A 15,810-nucleotide genomic window follows, 5' to 3' on the forward strand; every position below is an offset into this window, starting at 1 on the left:
TAAAAGAGTAGGACTCGCCTACTCTTTCTTTTTCTTTTTTGAACCGATTTTGTTTTCGGTATGATTAATAAGTCTTTTTACATTTTCTCTGTGTGCCACAACAATTATAACCGTAAACACAAGAGCAATGAGCACAAGAATAATATCTTTGTAAAAAATCCCAATAAAAACAGGATAAAATATTGCCATCAAGATTGAACCGAGACTGACATATTTTGTTATCAAAATAGTCAAGGCGAAAATCGCAAGCAATATGAGTGCAATTCGCCAATCAATCGCAATAACCATTCCACCGCTTGTTGCAACGCCCTTGCCACCCTTAAATTTAAAATAGCAAGGAAAGATATGTCCGAGCACCGCAAACAAGCCTGCAAAGGATTTCAGAACCACCTGCGGATAATCGGAGGCGCTGTCGAGAGTCATTTTAAGTTCTTCAACAGAAACAATCCTAAATGCGAGCCAAATAGCAATAATAACCTTTAAAATGTCGCCTGCTATTGTGAGCAAGCCCAATGTTTTGCCATAGGTACGCATCATATTTGTTGTGCCTGCATTGCCTGAACCCGATTCTCTGACATCCTCGTTTTTCATACCCCTTGAAAGGATGACGCCGAAATTAAGACTGCCGAGCAAATACGAAATTACAGCAATAATGATAAATTTGAAAGCTATCACTTTTTACCCTCATTTCTTTCCCTGACGATAAATCTTACAGGAGTTCCGTCAAGACCGAAAATTTCTCTGATTTGATTTTCCAAATATCTTTGATATGAGAAATGGAAAAGTTCGCTGTTGTTAACAAAGAAAACGAATGTAGGCGGTCTTGTAGACGCCTGTGTCATATAGTAAATCTTAAGACGCTTTCCCTTATCGGTAGGCGGTTGAACTCTTGCGGTAGCAATTCCGAGAACTTCGTTGAGTTTGCCTGTTGAAATACGCATTGAGTTTTGAGAATGAACATGAACAATCATTTCATAAAGTTTATCAATACGAATTCCGGTTTTTGCGGAAATGAAAATAAACGGTGCATAACTCATAAATGAAAAATCAACAGAAAGTTTTTCTCTAAACTCTTTCATTGTGTTGCCGTCTTTTTCAACAGCATCCCATTTATTAACCGCAATAATACAAGCCTTGCCCTGTTCGATTGCAATGCCCGCAACCTTGCTGTCCTGCTCTGTAAAGCCTTCTGTTGCGTCAATCATAATAACACATACATTAGCTCTTTCAACAGCCATTCTGGCACGGATAATGCTATATTTTTCAATGCTGTCATTTACACGACTTTTTCTGCGAAGTCCGGCAGTGTCAATAAAATTAAACTTGCCGTATTTATTCTCGATATAGGTATCGGTTGTATCTCTTGTTGTGCCGGCAATATTGCTGACAATCGCTCTGTCTGTACCGCTGATACGGTTAATGAGCGAGGATTTGCCGACATTCGGCTTGCCGATAACTGCAACATTGATAATCTCTTCGTCCTCAACTTCTTCCTCTTCCTGTTCAGGGAAAAACTTGACAACTTCGTCAAGCAAATCACCTGTTCCATGACCGTGAACGGAAGAAACAGCAATAGGGTCGCCCAAACCGAGATTGTAGAATTCATAAAATTCAGGGTCAGGTGCACCGATACTGTCACACTTATTTACGCAAAGAACAATAGGTTTATTGCTCTTTTGAAGCATTGAAGCAACCTCCATATCAGAGGCAACAACACCGCACTTTAAATCTGTAACAAGAATAATTACATCGGCTGTTTCAATAGCAATCTCTGCCTGTGTACGCATTTGAGAAAGGATTACATCAGTGCTGTATGGCTCAATACCGCCCGTATCAACAAGCAAAAAGTTATGATTAAGCCATTCGCAATCTCCATAAATTCTATCTCTCGTTACACCCGGAGTATCGTCAACAATAGAAAGTCTTGAGCCTATTAACTTATTAAACAATGTAGACTTGCCGACATTTGGCCTGCCGACAATTGCCACAACGGGTTTCGCCATATAAAAACCTCCTTATAACAAGAAAGGCGACTTAAATAAAGTCGCCAATGCTCAAATAATTAGTCCTTGCTGATAACTTCTTTGCCGTTGTAATAGCCACAGCTTGCACATACCTTGTGCGGAACTGTGTATTCAGAACACTTTGGGCACTTTACAAGTGTTGGAGCCTCTGCCTTCCAAACGCTTGAACGTCTCTTATTCTTTCTTGCTTTACCTGTTCTTCTTGCTGGTACTGCCATTTTTAATTTCCTCCTTATTATAAAAACAAGTTAGTTTACTCATCAATCAGCAAATCTGCCAAAGCAGCTAACCTTGGGTCAACATCTTTTGCACATTCGCATTTTTCGTAATTTAAATTTTTGCCACATTTTTGGCACAAGCCTTTGCAATCATCCTTGCAAAGCATCTTCGCCGGCAAAAACAACTGACATTCCTCATTAACAAGTTCATCAAGGTCAAGCACATTGTTTTCAACAACGATATAATCATCGTAATCGTCATTTTCATTTTCCATTGCGTTGACAATGATTTTATTAAGAGAAAAATCATACTTTCTTTCAATGTCGTCCGCACATCTGTCGCACACACCGAAGAAATCAAAGTTTACATCAAGGTCAAGATACACAACCCCAACTTTTTGATACGCTCTTCCCTTTACATCAACACCGTTTTTGAGTGGCTTATAGGTGCTATACATAAAATCATCCGCATTCATATGATAATCAATATTGATTTCATCCGCCGATGAGTTAAGAAGATTTGTAAAATCAAGTTGCATACAGTTCACCTCATGTTTGCACTTTAAGTATTATATATATAAAGAGCTTTTTTGTCAATAGTAAAATTTAAAAAAATAGGCACACCTGTTGCCAAGTGTGCCATAATTCTTACGCTTCTTCGCAATAATCAAAGATTTCAACCGGAAGATCTTCTTTATCACAGCTAATTGTGAAGTAGAAGTTTACATCCGAAGCCTCACTTAAGCCTGAAAGCATCTCAAAGAACTGAGGGAGCTTTTCATACTCTCTGCCAACAATTTTGAATGTGGCATCAATAAGAATATCTGTAACATCGTAATTACCTGCACAAATACCTGCAAGGAAACCATAGAAAGCCTTGTGACCATTGATTCCGTAGGTTTCTGTTTCGAGCAAACGAGCCTTTGATGAAATATCGTATGTAAGCTTTGGTTCTTTTTCAATGCAAACAATATTTCCGTCAGAATTCTCTACACAGGAATTCACCAAATCAATGAGTTTCTTTGTCTTTCCTGCGCCTTTATTACCGATGATAAGTTTAATCATTATTTATTCCTCCTGTAAGAAATATGATCTTTTCTATATATTATCATAAATCTAATTGTTTTTCAAGTTTTTCTTTTTCACTTTCATAGCCGGGTTTGCCAAGCAAAGCAAACATATTCTTCTTGTAGCTTTCAACACCTGGTTGGTTGAAAGGATTAACGCCAAGAATATAGCCTGAAATAGCGCAAGCCTTCTCGAAGAAATAAATAAGATAACCGATTTCTTCTGCTCCGAGCTTATCAGCTTCGATAATAAGGTTGCCAACACCGCCTTCTGTATGAGCAAGCAATGTACCGAGTCTTGCCTTATCGTTTACAACGCTCATCTTTTCGCCTGCAAGGAAGTTAAGGCCGTCAATATTGCCCTCTTGTTCATCAATAACATAATCATTGAGGCAGTTATTGAACTTAACAACTGTTTCAAACATCTTGTCAGCGCCTGACTCTTGGATGTACTGACCGAGTGAATGAAGGTCTGTTGAGAATACACAAGATACCGGGAACAATCCCTTACCATCCTTGCCCTCGCTCTCACCAAAGAGTTGCTTGAGCCACTCGTTAAACATTGTCATATTAGGCTCATAAGAAACGAAGCATTCCATCTTCTTACCCTTGTTATAGAAGCAATTTCTTACTGCAGCATATTTAAGAGCAGCGTTCTTTTCAATATCTGTATCGCAAAGCTCATTTTGTGCATTTCTTGCACCAAGCATAAGCTCGTCAATATCAATACCTGCAACAGCAATAGGAAGCAAACCAACTGCTGTCAAAACAGAAAATCTACCGCCTACATCATCAGGAACAACGAATGTTTCGTAACCTTCTTTGTCGGCAAGTTCCTTAAGTGTACCCTTGTTGGCATCAGTTGTGCAGAAAATTCTCTTTGCGGCTTCTTCCTTTGAATATCTGCTGTTGATGAGTTCTCTGAAAACTCTGAATGCAATAGCAGGTTCTGTTGTTGTTCCGCTCTTTGAAATAACATTTACGCAAACATCTTTGCCGTCACAAAGGCTAACAATTTCGTTAAGGCTTGATGGACTGATAGAGTTTCCGATGAAATAAATCTGTGGAGTATCCTTTGCAAGAAGATTGTAATTATAAGATTTTACAGCCTCAATTACAGCTCTTGCGCCAAGATAAGAACCGCCGATACCGATAACAATAAGAACATCTGCATTCTTCTTGATGTACTCGGCTGACTTTTTGATTCTGTCAAATTCTTCCTTATCATAGTTTGTCGGGAGGTCAATCCAACCTAAAAAGTCATTGCCCTCGCCTGTCTTTGACATAAGTGTATCCATAGCCTTAACTGCCTTTGGAGCAATTGCTTCAATGTCAGAAGGAGATACAATAGATTCACTGTATTTTGAATTAAATTTCAATGACATTATATTTTACCTCTTGTGTTAAATTAATAAATTTATAGAGATACTATACTACATATTGAAATAAAATGCAATAAAAAAACTGACTTTTCTAAATATGTTTAAAAATTTTTAAAAATATATAATTAAAATCCACCGTTTCAACAACTTTGTCTGAATATAAAGGAATACTTTTTATTTTCTTATCATTCGATATAACCTCAATTTTACCGAGTTTATCCCCTTTTTTTATTGGTGCTTTTACTTCTTTTTTTATCTTATATTTATATTTTAAATTATCACTACCCTTTGGTATAATCAATTTTATATTTCTATCATAAACAGGATTAACTTCCTTTTCTTTGCCGTTTTTTACTTTTACAGGTTTGATTTTCTTTTTATCTACATTTATATTTATACAAGAATAATTTGCAAATCCCGTATCAAGTAAATAAGAGGCTGTGTTAAATCTATGTTCACTTGTGTCCGAACCCAAAACAACGGCAACGAGGTTTAATCCGTCACGGCTTGCCGTTGCACTCACGCAAAAGCCTGCGTTTGATGTTGTTCCTGTTTTCAAGCCTGTTATACCGTTATAAGATTTAACAAGTTTGTTTGTGTTATTTAGTTCTGTTTTTCCGCCTCTGAGGCTGTCAAGCCATATAGTCGAATATTTTGTAATCAATGGGTGTTTCATCACCTCGCAAGAAATAACGGCAAGGTCATAAGCACAGGAATAATGTGCCTTTACGGTGTCGTCAAGGCCTGTGCAGTTTTCAAAATTTGTATGTTTCAATCCAAGTGATTTTGCTTTGTCATTCATCATTTTTACAAATGCAACATCCGAGCCGGCAACATATTCTCCAAGTGCTGTGCAAGCATCGTTTGCACTTGCAATAATAACAGCCTTGAGCAATTCCTCAACAGTCATAACTTCTCCGACTTCAAGCCAAATTTGAGAACCGCCCATTGCCACAGCTTCTTTTGAAGCAGTCACTTTATCTGTCAGCTTAATTTTTCCGCTGTCAAGTGCCTCAAGCACAAGCAAAAGTGACATAATTTTTGTGACAGACGCAGGAGAAAGTTTTTCGTATTCATTTTTGGCGTAAAGCACTTCGCCTGTATCAAGAGCCATAAGGCATACTGATTTTGCATTGATTTTGTCGTCCTTTTCCTTATTGTCATTTGCTAAAACTATTATAGGCAGTTGAAGCATAACAACAATGCACAGCAGAATTGCCAATATTTTTTTCATAAGAACACCTACTATATATTGTAATAATATTTGAAATTTGATATAATAGCATAAAATTTAAAGGCGGACATCAAATATATGAAAGCAGCATTTTATACACTTGGTTGCAAGGTCAACCAATACGAAACTGAATATATGGCTGAAATCCTCAAAAATGCAGGTATGCAAATTGTTTCGCACAGCGAGGATGCAGACTATTACATAATAAATTCTTGCACAGTTACTGCCACAGCAGACCAAAAAACAAGACAGAATGTGCGTAAATTCAAGCGTCAACACCCTAATTCGGTTGTTATTCTTACCGGATGTATGCCACAGGCATTTCCGGAACAGGCTTCCGCACTTAATGAGGCAGATATTGTTCTTTCAAACAAGAGCAATGACGATATTCTCGACCTTATTAATCGCTACAATGTTTCGCACAACAGAATTGTGAAAATCGACAAGCACCAAAAGGGTGACGAATTTACAAAGTGCTCAATCGAACATTTCAGCGAAAGAATCAGAGCGTTTGTCAAAATCGAGGACGGATGTGACAGATTTTGCTCATACTGCATCATTCCAATATCAAGAGGCAGAGTTCGCAGTAAATCTCTTGACGATTTGAAGAATGAAATAAAAATGCTCGGCAACAACGGAATCAAAGAAATTGTACTTGTCGGAATCAATCTTTCATCATACGGCAAGGGTGAAGACTTCAACATTGTTGATGCTGTCAGAATTTGCAACGACGACGAAAACATCAGACGAGTTCGCCTCGGTTCACTTGAACCCGACCATATAACTGATGAAGTTATAGAGGGACTTGCTAAATATGAAAAGTTCTGTCCGCAATTTCATATTTCACTTCAAAGCGGATGTGATAAAACGCTGAAAGATATGAATCGTCACTACAGTTCCGATGAATACCGTCAGCTTTGCAAAAAGCTCCGTGCAACATTTGATGACGCAACCATCACAACCGACATTATGGTAGGTTTCAATGACGAAACAGAAGAAGATTTCAACACTTCCCTTCAATTTGCAAAAGAAATCGGATTTGAAAAGGTGCACACCTTCCCATATTCCGAGCGACAAGGCACAGTTGCATCTCGCAAGGGTGACAATGTTCCAAAGCAGGAAAAAGAGCGCAGAGCCTCTGTTATGATTGAAGAAACAAACAAGATTCGCCACGAATACTTCAACAAACTAATTGGTGCAAAAGAAGTTGTTTTGTTTGAAAACAATATCGGCGGTAACACCTATCAAGGCTACACAAAAAATTATGTGCCTGTTCGTATGGAAAGCGACACAGACATTATCGGCAAAGAAATAGAAGTGACAATCAAAAGTGCAGACATCAACCTTGACTGTTGCTTTGCATAACTTCATACATATTGGATACTTCATCCTTGGCATTTTCGCTTGACAATTGTGAATATGAAAAGATGTAGTATCCTTTTATTTTGTCTATTTTTGAAATATATGTAATTTGCCGTGCAATTATATCATTGTTGTTTTTAAATTCATTGATTATACTGCTGTCGTTTTCAGCAGCATATTCATCCTTTGTGTTCGCCTTGTAAAGTGGCAAGCCTATATACAAATCAACATTGGTATTCTCGCACAATTTAACCCATTTTTTAACAGTAAACATAAACGGCTGATACACATTTTTAAAGCCAAAATACACCTGTGGGCAAATATAATCAAGATATCCTTTTTTAACCCACAACTCAACATCGGCATAAAGATTATTCTTGTCATTTTCAATATTCGAAGCAGGACTGATTCCGAACTCAACATCTTTGTTTGCACCTTTCACAGCATCATAAGCACGCTTAACCATATCCGTAACTTTCTGTCTGCGCCAATCCGCAAGTGACAAATCTCCGCCATATCTTTTATATTCCTTTTTATCAAAATTTTTGTTTTGAGTCGGATAAAAATAATCATCAAAATGAATGGCAGAAATATTATAATTCTCAACAAGTTCTTTTACACCGCTGACAATAAGGTTTGTGACTTCGTCATATGCCGGATTGAAGTATATTTTGCCGTCAACAACTTTAGTCATTTTTTTATTTTTAACAGCAAAGTTATTCGGTGAAAGTTTGGAATAATCATCATCTTGGCTTACTCTGTATGGGTTTATCCACGCCTCGATTTTTAGATCAAACTGTTGTGCGTAAGAGCAAATAATTTCAAGCGGGTCGTAATTCATTTCACTTCCCTGTTCACCGTTAAAATATCTGCTTGTCGGGAAATATGCTGATTTATAAAACGCATCTGCACATGGTCTTACTTGAACTGTAACTGTATTGAAACCTTTTGATGCAACTTTTGACAATTCTTCTTTGATAGTTTTTTCAAATTCGTATTTATCTTTGCCATTTGTCATTTCAGAAAGTTCATAATAAGCAATCCAAATCGCTTTTCTGTATTCCGTTTTATCAATTTCAATCTGTGTATTTCCCTGTTGCAAAGAACAAGAAGATAGAATAAAACACAAAATTAAAATTAAAGGAATTGCTTTTTTCACTTGAACACTTCTTTCTAATATAGTATTATATAACAAATGAGGTGATTTTATGGAATACAGACTCGGCAAAGGCAAAAGAATATTTGAGCAAGGACAAACTACTGCTCTCGAATGTCCGAATTGCAAAAACAAGGTTCAATTTTCTGTTTTTACAAACTTGAACACAAAGTTAATTCCACAACTTCCTGTTGTAAAATTTGAAAATGTTTATTTTCTCGTTTGCCCTGAATGTGCATCGGTTTTCGGTGTTGACAACAAAAAGGGCGTTAACTTTAAAAACGGCGAAAAACTCGCAATCGGCAACTATGATTTAAAGGAACTTAAAAAATTTGAAGTATGAATTTTTAATAATATATCTGATTGTAGTCAACATTGTCGGTGCGATAGTCAACATTGTTGACAAACAGAGAGCAAAAAAGAACAAATGGCGTATACCGGAAGCAACGCTTTGGACAATTGCACTCCTCGGCGGTTCAATCGGAAGCTACATCACAATGAAAACAATCAGGCACAAAACACAACATAAATCCTTTATGATCGGCTTTCCTGCAATCATTAGTTTTCAGGTTGCAATAATAACTTATTTAATACTTAAAACAGAATTCGGCAGTTTTTGACTGCCGAATTTTTTATAGTATAATACAAATTAAACCGCTGCACCCCTCATTGATTACCCTTTCAATCGTTTCTCTGAACTTATCCCTTGCCTCATTAGGCATACGATACAGTTTATTATTAAGTCCCTCATTAACAAGAGAATGAAGCGATTTGCCAAAAATATTTGTTTCCCATATCTGTGACGGATTGTTTTCAAATTCCTTGAGCAAATACATCACAAGTTCCTCGCTTTGGCTTTCGCTACCGACAATCGGGGCAACCTCTGTGTAGGTATTACACTTTATCATATGAATTGACGGAGCGTGAGCCTTTAATCTTACGCCGTATTTTCCGCCTTGTTTCATAATTTCAGGGTCTTCAAGCGACAATTCATCAAGGGTAGGCATAACAATTCCGTAGCCTGTTTGTTCAACCTGATTGAGTGCGTCTTTAATGCGTGAATATTCCCTTTTAATCTTTGAAAGCGCAGATATTTCACGCATTAAATCCTGTTCGTTACTGATTTTTATTTCGCACTTTTCGGACAAAATAGTATAGAAATATGAATTGTCAATATTTGCCTTAACGCAAACCTTACCACAGGATAAATCGACCGATGTAACGCTTATATCCGTTATTTCATCTATAGCCGATATACAATTTATATAATCACTTACGGAACGGACATTTGAAACCTTTGACGAATTTTCAAGAACAGTAGAAGTCACAACGGTTCGCAACTTGTCATCTTCATCAAGACTTCTAAACCAATTTGGCAAATCAATTCCGATACTTGTAACAGGAAATTCATAGAGTATACCTGAAATAATATCTTTAATTTTGTTTTCATCAAGTTCAAGGCAGTTGACGGGAATTACAGGTTTATTATATTCCTTTGCAAGTTTACAAGCCAAATCCTTGCATGCCTTACTGTTTGGATTTGCACTGTTCAAAAGAACAACAAACGGCTTGTTTATTGCCTTGAGTTCGTCAATAACACGCTTTTCAACCTCGGCGTATTCATTTCTCGGTATAGGACTGATTGTGCCGTCTGTCGTCACCACAAGACCGATGGTTGAATGTTCTTCAATAACCTTTTTTGTGCCGATTTCAGCAGCAAGATTAAACGGAATTTCCTCCTCGCTCCACGGAGTCATCACCATTCTTGGTGCTTCATCCTCAAAGTATCCCTCACTGCTTGGAACGATATATCCAACACAATCAATCATTCTAACCTTAAATTTTGATGAATTATCAAGTTTTAGTTCAATAGCGTCTTCGGGAATGAATTTCGGTTCGGTAGTCATAATTGTTTTGCCTGCCGAGGATTGCGGAAGTTCATCATTCGCTCTTTGCTTTACAAAGTCATCGTCAATGTTAGGAATTACAAGAGTTTCCATAAACTTCTTGATAAAGGTTGATTTGCCTGTGCGTACAGGACCGACAACCCCAATATAAATATCTCCGCCTGTTCGCTTGGAGATATCGCTGTAAATATCTGTATTCATATTTCCTCCTTATAATCCCGGAATAATAATTACCTTGTTGCTGTCGAGACTTTCACAGGTAATGTTATTCTCTTTTTTTATAAGCTCAATATCAGATGAAAACTTCTTTGCAATATCCCACAGTTTTTCATTTTGCTTTGCAAAATACAAAGTCAAAGCAGGAACACTCACAGAATCATCTGTGCACTCAATCTCGCTTAAAGCGTTGATTGTCTTTTGCTTTCCCATATATCCGCAATAGCTGTACATAACATTGACAGAAATATTCTTATCATTAACAATTGTGTAATCAAAAGAAGAAACAAAAGCAGAACTTGCAATTTCCGAATTTTCGGTTTTGATTTCAATCGTCTTTGTTTGAGTGATATACTCTATTCCCTTTTCGGCAGATTCAGCCAAAATACAAATTTCAAAATCAACACACAGTTTGTTGTTTTTTTGAGTACAACTGCTGACGACTACGCTTAAATCATAGATTTTAGTTATTGAAGAGGACAAATCAAGCGACAATTTTGCATTTTTAGAATCAGAAACACACTTTCCGTTTGTCAAGCAGTCAAATGAAGAATACGAATTTTTTGTTTTCTTACCAACTATATAGCCATCAGAAATAATTTTTCTGCATTCTTCTTTAACAACAATCACGGCAAGCGACAAGTCGCCGTATAATTCAATTTTTCCGCCATTATCATCCGTTGAACTTTTAGCTTTGACATACAAACTGCCTTTGCTGATTTTTGCAATACAACTGCATTTTTCGTCAACGCCTGATATTTCAACTATTTTGGATGCTTCAAAAGTGAAGTTTGCCTTGTCAATTTTGTTTTCGTTATTTGTATACAATACCGAAATCGAAACATTTGCTCTAATCAAAGCCTTATCTTTGATAGTCTTAATATCCGTTGAGGTTGCACTCAATTCAAAGCTGACAACTCTGTTTATTCCATTTGAATTTGCAGGCAATACAAAAGATTCTTCAACATCAATTTTGGATATAACAGCATTTTCAACATAAGCAATTTTTTCTTCGGATTTTTTAAGCTTTGATTTTTCACACTTACAAACACAAGGACAACTCTTTTTGTCATAAACGCTAACATTAAGAGCAAAAGAGGTATGAATATCAATTCGTCTTTGGTTAATTATCCTAAAATTACAGTATTTATTGCACACTGTCACAATACCAAAAGCATATTCTGACACGCTGTCGATTGCTATACTTTCGTTAAAATCTTCTACAAAATCAGTGTACAAAAGTTCATTTTGCTCATTATAATAGGTTAAACAAATCTCTGTCTTTCCGATTATGTAAACGGTTGAATCTTTTATATCGCAAGATGTCACATAGCTATGAGCGGTGCACTTCACCACCTTAAAAATATCATCAAGATAGGCTTCGGGTGTTTCCTGATAATTCTTGTCTACATTTATAGCTTTGCAAAACACTAATTCATTCTTTTCAAGGCAAGAATATTCTTTTTCGAGTTCCATAATTTTGCTCCTTTCTATTTCAATTAAGACTATGCGAAAGAAACAAAAAATATCACAGCTTGGCAAAAATAAAACACCGAGAATGGAAAATCATTCTCGATGCAGTTAAAACATATTAAATTATGCGTTTTTGATGTCCTTTGGATGAAGAACTGTTGGCTTTCTTGATTTGTTTGTAAGAAGAAGCGGTTGTGTTGAATTGCGAACAGAATCCTCTGTTACAACAATTTTTTCAATAGAGCAATCAGACGGAACGCTGAACATCAAATCACCCAATACGCTCTCAAATACAGAGCGAAGTCCTCTTGCGCCTGTTTTTCTTTCAAGTGTAATGTCAGCCATAGCTTCAAGAGCACCAGGCTCAAATTCAAGTTCAACATTGTCCATTTCAAACAATTTGGTGTACTGCTTAACGATTGAATTCTTCGGTTCTGTCATAATCTTAACAAGTGCTTCCTTGTCGAGTTCGTCAAGAACTGTGAGAACTGGAATTCTGCCGATAAGTTCAGGAATTAAGCCGTATTTAACCAAATCATGCTGATTGATACTTCTAAGGACTTCTTCCTTATTATCAACATTCTTTGAAAGTTCAGAGCCGAAGCCGAGTGAACCTTTACCCAAACGCTTTTCAACAATTTTGTCTATACCGTCAAACGCACCGCCACAGATGAACAAGATGTTTGTTGTGTCAATCTGTATAAATTCCTGTTGCGGATGCTTTCTTCCGCCTCCCGGAGGAACATTTGAAACTGTGCCCTCAAGAATTTTAAGAAGTGCCTGTTGAACGCCCTCACCGCTTACATCACGGGTGATAGAACGATTTTCGCTCTTACGGGAAATCTTGTCAATTTCGTCAACATAAATGATACCACGCTGTGCTTTTTCAATATCAAAATCAGCAGCCTGAATCAAGCGGAGCAAAATATTTTCAACATCCTCACCGACATAGCCGGCTTCGGTAAGAGTGGTTGCATCTGCAATAGCAAACGGCACATCAAGAATTTTTGCCAAAGTCTGTGCAAGCATTGTTTTACCGACACCTGTTGGACCAAGAAGCAAAATATTGCTTTTTTGCAAATCAACATCAGAACCGTTATCATAATAAATTCTCTTATAATGATTATAAACAGCAACAGAAAGATTTTTCTTCGCTTCGTCCTGACCTACAACATACTCATCAAGTTTTGCCTTGATTTCCATAGGCTTCGGAATAACCATTTCAGAAAACTTCTTATCGTACTTTGGTGCAGGAGTACTTTGGCGAATTAAATCGTCGCACAAAGCAACACATTCATCACAAATGAAAACTCCCGGGCCTTCGATAAGACGGTTAACCATAGATTCGCTCTTGCCACAGAAAGAACATCTGGCCACATTTACATTAGAATCGTCTTTTGCCAAAACCGATACTCCTTATCTTTTCTCGATTACTTTATCAACAAGGCCATATTCCATAGCCTCGTTTGCAGACATCCAATTATCTCTGTCTGTATCCTTAACAAGTGTTTCATAATCCTTGCCGCAATTTTCAGCAAGAATTCTGTTAAGTTTTTCTTTAGTCTTTAAAAGATTTTTAGCAGCGATTTCAACATCTGTTGCCTGACCGGTAATTCCGTTACCGCCAACAAGAGGTTGGTGAATAAGAATTTCGCTGTTCGGCAACGCAATTCTCTTGCTCTTTGCACCACTGCTCAAAAGGAAAGCACCCATACTTGCAGCCATACCGACACAAATTGTTGAAACATCACACTTGATGTAGTTCATTGTGTCATAAATAGCAAGACCGGCAGTAACAGAGCCGCCCGGAGAATTGATGTACAAAGAAATATCCTTTGTGCTGTCCTGACTTTCCAAGAACAACAACTGCGCAACAACGAGTGACGCTGTTTGATCAGTTACTTCATCAGACAGAACAATAATTCTGTCTGACAAAAGTCTTGAAAAAATATCAACGCTACGCTCGCCTGAGCTTGATTGTTCAATTACATAAGGCATTGATGCCATACTTATCACTATCCTTTAATTAGAATGTTTAATTACTCTTTAACAGCGTTGTCAACAATGAAGTCAACAGCCTTACGAGTAGTAATATCAGCAGAAAGTTGCTCTGCAGGAACAGCAGCCTTAATCTTATCGGCTTCCATATTGTACTGCTCTGCAAGTTTATTGATTTCTGCTTCGATTTCTTCTTCAGAAGCCTCAATGTTTTCAGCCTTTACAATAGCGTCAAGAGCAAGCTTTGACTTAACTTGTTGCTTTGCGCCTTCCATAAATTGTTCTTTGAACTGATCCATTGTTTGATCAAGGTACTGAAGATATGTATTGAGGTCAAGACCCTGCATCTGAAGTCTGTATGCGTAATCCTGTACCATCTCGTCACACTTTTGAGTGAACATACATTCAGGAATTTCAACTTCCATATTTTCACAAACCTGCTCGAGAATTTGATTTTCAAAATCAATCTTTGCATTCTCTGCTTTTCTGTCAGCGATTTGCTTCTTCAAATCTGCCTTAAGTTCATCAAGAGTATCAAACTCTGATACATCCTTTGCGAATTCATCATCAAGTTCAGGAAGTTCCTTTGCTTTGATTTCGTTAATCTTGCACTTGAAAACAGCGTCCTTGCCAGCAAGTGATGGTTCATACTGCTCAGGGAATGTAACATTTACATCAAATTCCTCGCCTGCCTTATGACCTGCAACCTGCTCTTCAAAACCAGGAATAAAGCTGTTTGAGCCAAGTTCAAGAGGATAATTTTCGCCTTTGCCGCCGTCAAAAGCAACATCATCAACAAAACCTTCAAAGTTAATGTCGCAAGTATCGCCCATTGCAGACTCTCTGTCTTCAACAGTTACAAGACGAGAGTTTCTATCCTGCATATTCTTGAGTTCTGTTTCAACATCCTCATCAGTTGCATCTGTGTCGAGCATCTTGCCCTTAATGCCCTTGTACTCGCCAAGCTTTACTTCAGGATATGTAGTAACCTTCATTGTGATTACAACGCCCTCTGCCTTGCTCATTACAGGGAAATCAACATCAGACGGTTGATCAATAACATTAAGACCAGCTTCTTCAAATGCGGCACCTACTGCTTCAGGATAAACGATTTCAAGAGCTTCCTCATAGAAAACACCTTCGCCGTATACCTTTTCAATCATACCCTGAGTAGCCTTACCCTTACGGAAGCCCGGGATTTGGATTGATTTTCTTTGCTTCAAATAAGCCTTTTTGCATGCTTCTGTAAATGTTTCTGCATCTACAGTAATTTCAAGTTCATAAACATTTGTCTCTACTTTATTAGATGACTTAAGTGCCATAATAATGACCCTCCTTAATTAAATTACAATTTGATACCGTAGCATTATACCACATAAAAAAATATATTTCAATATATTTATAAAATAAATTATTATATATATGTTCATTTGTCAATGATGTGACACCGAGATATTAAAATAAAAAGTATTGGGAAAAGGACAATGTGATGATTAAACGGAGCGTAGCGAAGTGAAATCATCACATTGTCGGCGGCTTTAATCAACGATGTATTCGAGTTCTGCTCGTTTTTGTAATGGTGATTTCCAACCCAAAACAGACATAGGTATGTTGTTTGAACGTTTGAGATATTGTTTCATTTGAACAATTAAATCATCGTAAGAGTAAAAGCTCAAATAATTGTAAAATCTTTCTTGGTCATTTCTGTGGCTTCTTTCAACCTTTCCGTTATGCCAAGGTGTTCTTGGTCTGATAAGCTTGTGGTTGATATGT

General features: G+C 37.2%; 17 protein-coding genes. 3 read left to right on the plus strand and 14 right to left on the minus strand.

From position 1 onward, the window contains the following. Positions 1-18: 18 nt before the first annotated feature. The 7 genes from plsY to B5D29_RS05100 form a co-directional block, all read right to left on the minus strand. Complete coding sequence (plsY, locus tag B5D29_RS05070; RefSeq protein ID WP_078768496.1) at positions 19-675, minus strand: glycerol-3-phosphate 1-O-acyltransferase PlsY; 657 nt, start codon at positions 673-675, stop codon at positions 19-21. After that, positions 672-2,003, minus strand: coding sequence for a ribosome biogenesis GTPase Der (gene der / locus B5D29_RS05075; protein ID WP_078768497.1), 1,332 nt, complete (start codon positions 2,001-2,003; stop codon positions 672-674). The genes plsY and der overlap by 4 nt, the downstream gene beginning before the upstream one ends. A gap of 59 nt (positions 2,004-2,062) precedes the next feature. Beyond that, positions 2,063-2,242 carry a 50S ribosomal protein L32 gene (rpmF, locus tag B5D29_RS05080; RefSeq protein WP_078768498.1) on the minus strand — a complete coding sequence of 60 codons (180 nt, stop codon included), beginning with the start codon at positions 2,240-2,242 and terminating at the stop codon, positions 2,063-2,065. Between the two features lie 35 nt (positions 2,243-2,277). Further along, a complete protein-coding gene (locus tag B5D29_RS05085; protein ID WP_078768499.1) occupies positions 2,278-2,781 on the minus strand; it encodes a YceD family protein in 504 nt (167 codons plus the stop codon). Between the two features lie 109 nt (positions 2,782-2,890). Beyond that, entirely contained in the window at positions 2,891-3,307 is a 417-nt protein-coding gene (locus B5D29_RS05090) for a hypothetical protein (protein WP_078768500.1), read from the minus strand. A gap of 43 nt (positions 3,308-3,350) precedes the next feature. After that, entirely contained in the window at positions 3,351-4,694 is a 1,344-nt protein-coding gene (locus B5D29_RS05095; RefSeq protein ID WP_078768501.1) for a glucose-6-phosphate isomerase, read from the minus strand. 88 nt (positions 4,695-4,782) lie between these two features. Beyond that, a complete protein-coding gene (locus B5D29_RS05100; protein WP_078768502.1) occupies positions 4,783-5,925 on the minus strand; it encodes a D-alanyl-D-alanine carboxypeptidase family protein in 1,143 nt (380 codons plus the stop codon). A gap of 78 nt (positions 5,926-6,003) precedes the next feature. Between B5D29_RS05100 and mtaB the strand changes: the two genes are divergently transcribed. After that, positions 6,004-7,290, plus strand: coding sequence for a tRNA (N(6)-L-threonylcarbamoyladenosine(37)-C(2))-methylthiotransferase MtaB (gene mtaB / locus B5D29_RS05105; protein WP_078768503.1), 1,287 nt, complete (start codon positions 6,004-6,006; stop codon positions 7,288-7,290). Here mtaB and B5D29_RS05110 read toward each other — a convergent pair. Beyond that, positions 7,265-8,446 (minus strand): glycoside hydrolase family 10-like protein, encoded by a 1,182-nt coding sequence (locus B5D29_RS05110; RefSeq protein WP_078768504.1) that lies wholly within the window; start codon positions 8,444-8,446, stop codon positions 7,265-7,267. The two genes, mtaB and B5D29_RS05110, sit on opposite strands and share 26 nt — an antisense overlap. A gap of 49 nt (positions 8,447-8,495) precedes the next feature. On the opposite strand from B5D29_RS05110, the gene B5D29_RS05115 reads away from it, so the two are divergent. Both B5D29_RS05115 and B5D29_RS05120 read left to right on the plus strand, forming a co-directional pair. Next, a complete protein-coding gene (locus tag B5D29_RS05115) occupies positions 8,496-8,786 on the plus strand; it encodes a hypothetical protein (RefSeq protein ID WP_078768505.1) in 291 nt (96 codons plus the stop codon). Continuing rightward, complete coding sequence (locus B5D29_RS05120) at positions 8,776-9,063, plus strand: DUF1294 domain-containing protein (protein WP_143406728.1); 288 nt, start codon at positions 8,776-8,778, stop codon at positions 9,061-9,063. The genes B5D29_RS05115 and B5D29_RS05120 overlap by 11 nt, the downstream gene beginning before the upstream one ends. 12 nt (positions 9,064-9,075) lie before the next feature. Here B5D29_RS05120 and spoIVA read toward each other — a convergent pair whose 3' ends face one another. From spoIVA to B5D29_RS05150, 6 genes are all read right to left on the minus strand, one after another. Next, on the minus strand, positions 9,076-10,551 hold the full coding sequence (gene spoIVA / locus B5D29_RS05125) for a stage IV sporulation protein A (RefSeq protein WP_078768506.1): 1,476 nt from the start codon (positions 10,549-10,551) through the stop codon (positions 9,076-9,078). 9 nt (positions 10,552-10,560) lie between these two features. Continuing rightward, on the minus strand, positions 10,561-12,042 hold the full coding sequence (locus B5D29_RS05130; protein WP_078768507.1) for a LysM peptidoglycan-binding domain-containing protein: 1,482 nt from the start codon (positions 12,040-12,042) through the stop codon (positions 10,561-10,563). A 120-nt stretch (positions 12,043-12,162) separates the two neighbouring features. After that, a complete protein-coding gene (gene clpX / locus B5D29_RS05135; protein ID WP_078768508.1) occupies positions 12,163-13,443 on the minus strand; it encodes an ATP-dependent Clp protease ATP-binding subunit ClpX in 1,281 nt (426 codons plus the stop codon). 12 nt (positions 13,444-13,455) lie between these two features. Further along, on the minus strand, positions 13,456-14,046 hold the full coding sequence (locus tag B5D29_RS05140) for an ATP-dependent Clp protease proteolytic subunit (RefSeq protein WP_078768509.1): 591 nt from the start codon (positions 14,044-14,046) through the stop codon (positions 13,456-13,458). Between the two features lie 32 nt (positions 14,047-14,078). Continuing rightward, positions 14,079-15,359 (minus strand): trigger factor, encoded by a 1,281-nt coding sequence (gene tig, locus B5D29_RS05145; RefSeq protein WP_078768510.1) that lies wholly within the window; start codon positions 15,357-15,359, stop codon positions 14,079-14,081. A 216-nt stretch (positions 15,360-15,575) separates the two neighbouring features. Then, the coding region (locus tag B5D29_RS05150) for an integrase core domain-containing protein (RefSeq protein ID WP_143406729.1) at positions 15,576-15,810 on the minus strand (235 nt) is incomplete at its 5' end.

Source organism: Eubacterium coprostanoligenes (assembly GCF_900167205.1).
Classification (GTDB): Bacteria; Bacillota; Clostridia; order Oscillospirales; family Acutalibacteraceae; genus Eubacterium_R; species Eubacterium_R coprostanoligenes.

Coding starts and splice junctions, on each gene's coding strand:
- B5D29_RS05115 (WP_078768505.1), top strand. CDS start 8,496: ATGGAATACAGACTCGGCAAAGGCAAAAGAATATTTGAGCAAGGACAA.
- B5D29_RS05090 (WP_078768500.1), bottom strand. CDS start 3,307: ATGATTAAACTTATCATCGGTAATAAAGGCGCAGGAAAGACAAAGAAA.
- rpmF (WP_078768498.1), bottom strand. CDS start 2,242: ATGGCAGTACCAGCAAGAAGAACAGGTAAAGCAAGAAAGAATAAGAGA.
- B5D29_RS05085 (WP_078768499.1), bottom strand. CDS start 2,781: ATGCAACTTGATTTTACAAATCTTCTTAACTCATCGGCGGATGAAATC.
- der (WP_078768497.1), bottom strand. CDS start 2,003: ATGGCGAAACCCGTTGTGGCAATTGTCGGCAGGCCAAATGTCGGCAAG.
- B5D29_RS05140 (WP_078768509.1), bottom strand. CDS start 14,046: ATGGCATCAATGCCTTATGTAATTGAACAATCAAGCTCAGGCGAGCGT.
- tig (WP_078768510.1), bottom strand. CDS start 15,359: ATGGCACTTAAGTCATCTAATAAAGTAGAGACAAATGTTTATGAACTT.
- spoIVA (WP_078768506.1), bottom strand. CDS start 10,551: ATGAATACAGATATTTACAGCGATATCTCCAAGCGAACAGGCGGAGAT.
- mtaB (WP_078768503.1), top strand. CDS start 6,004: ATGAAAGCAGCATTTTATACACTTGGTTGCAAGGTCAACCAATACGAA.
- B5D29_RS05130 (WP_078768507.1), bottom strand. CDS start 12,042: ATGGAACTCGAAAAAGAATATTCTTGCCTTGAAAAGAATGAATTAGTG.
- B5D29_RS05100 (WP_078768502.1), bottom strand. CDS start 5,925: ATGAAAAAAATATTGGCAATTCTGCTGTGCATTGTTGTTATGCTTCAA.
- B5D29_RS05095 (WP_078768501.1), bottom strand. CDS start 4,694: ATGTCATTGAAATTTAATTCAAAATACAGTGAATCTATTGTATCTCCT.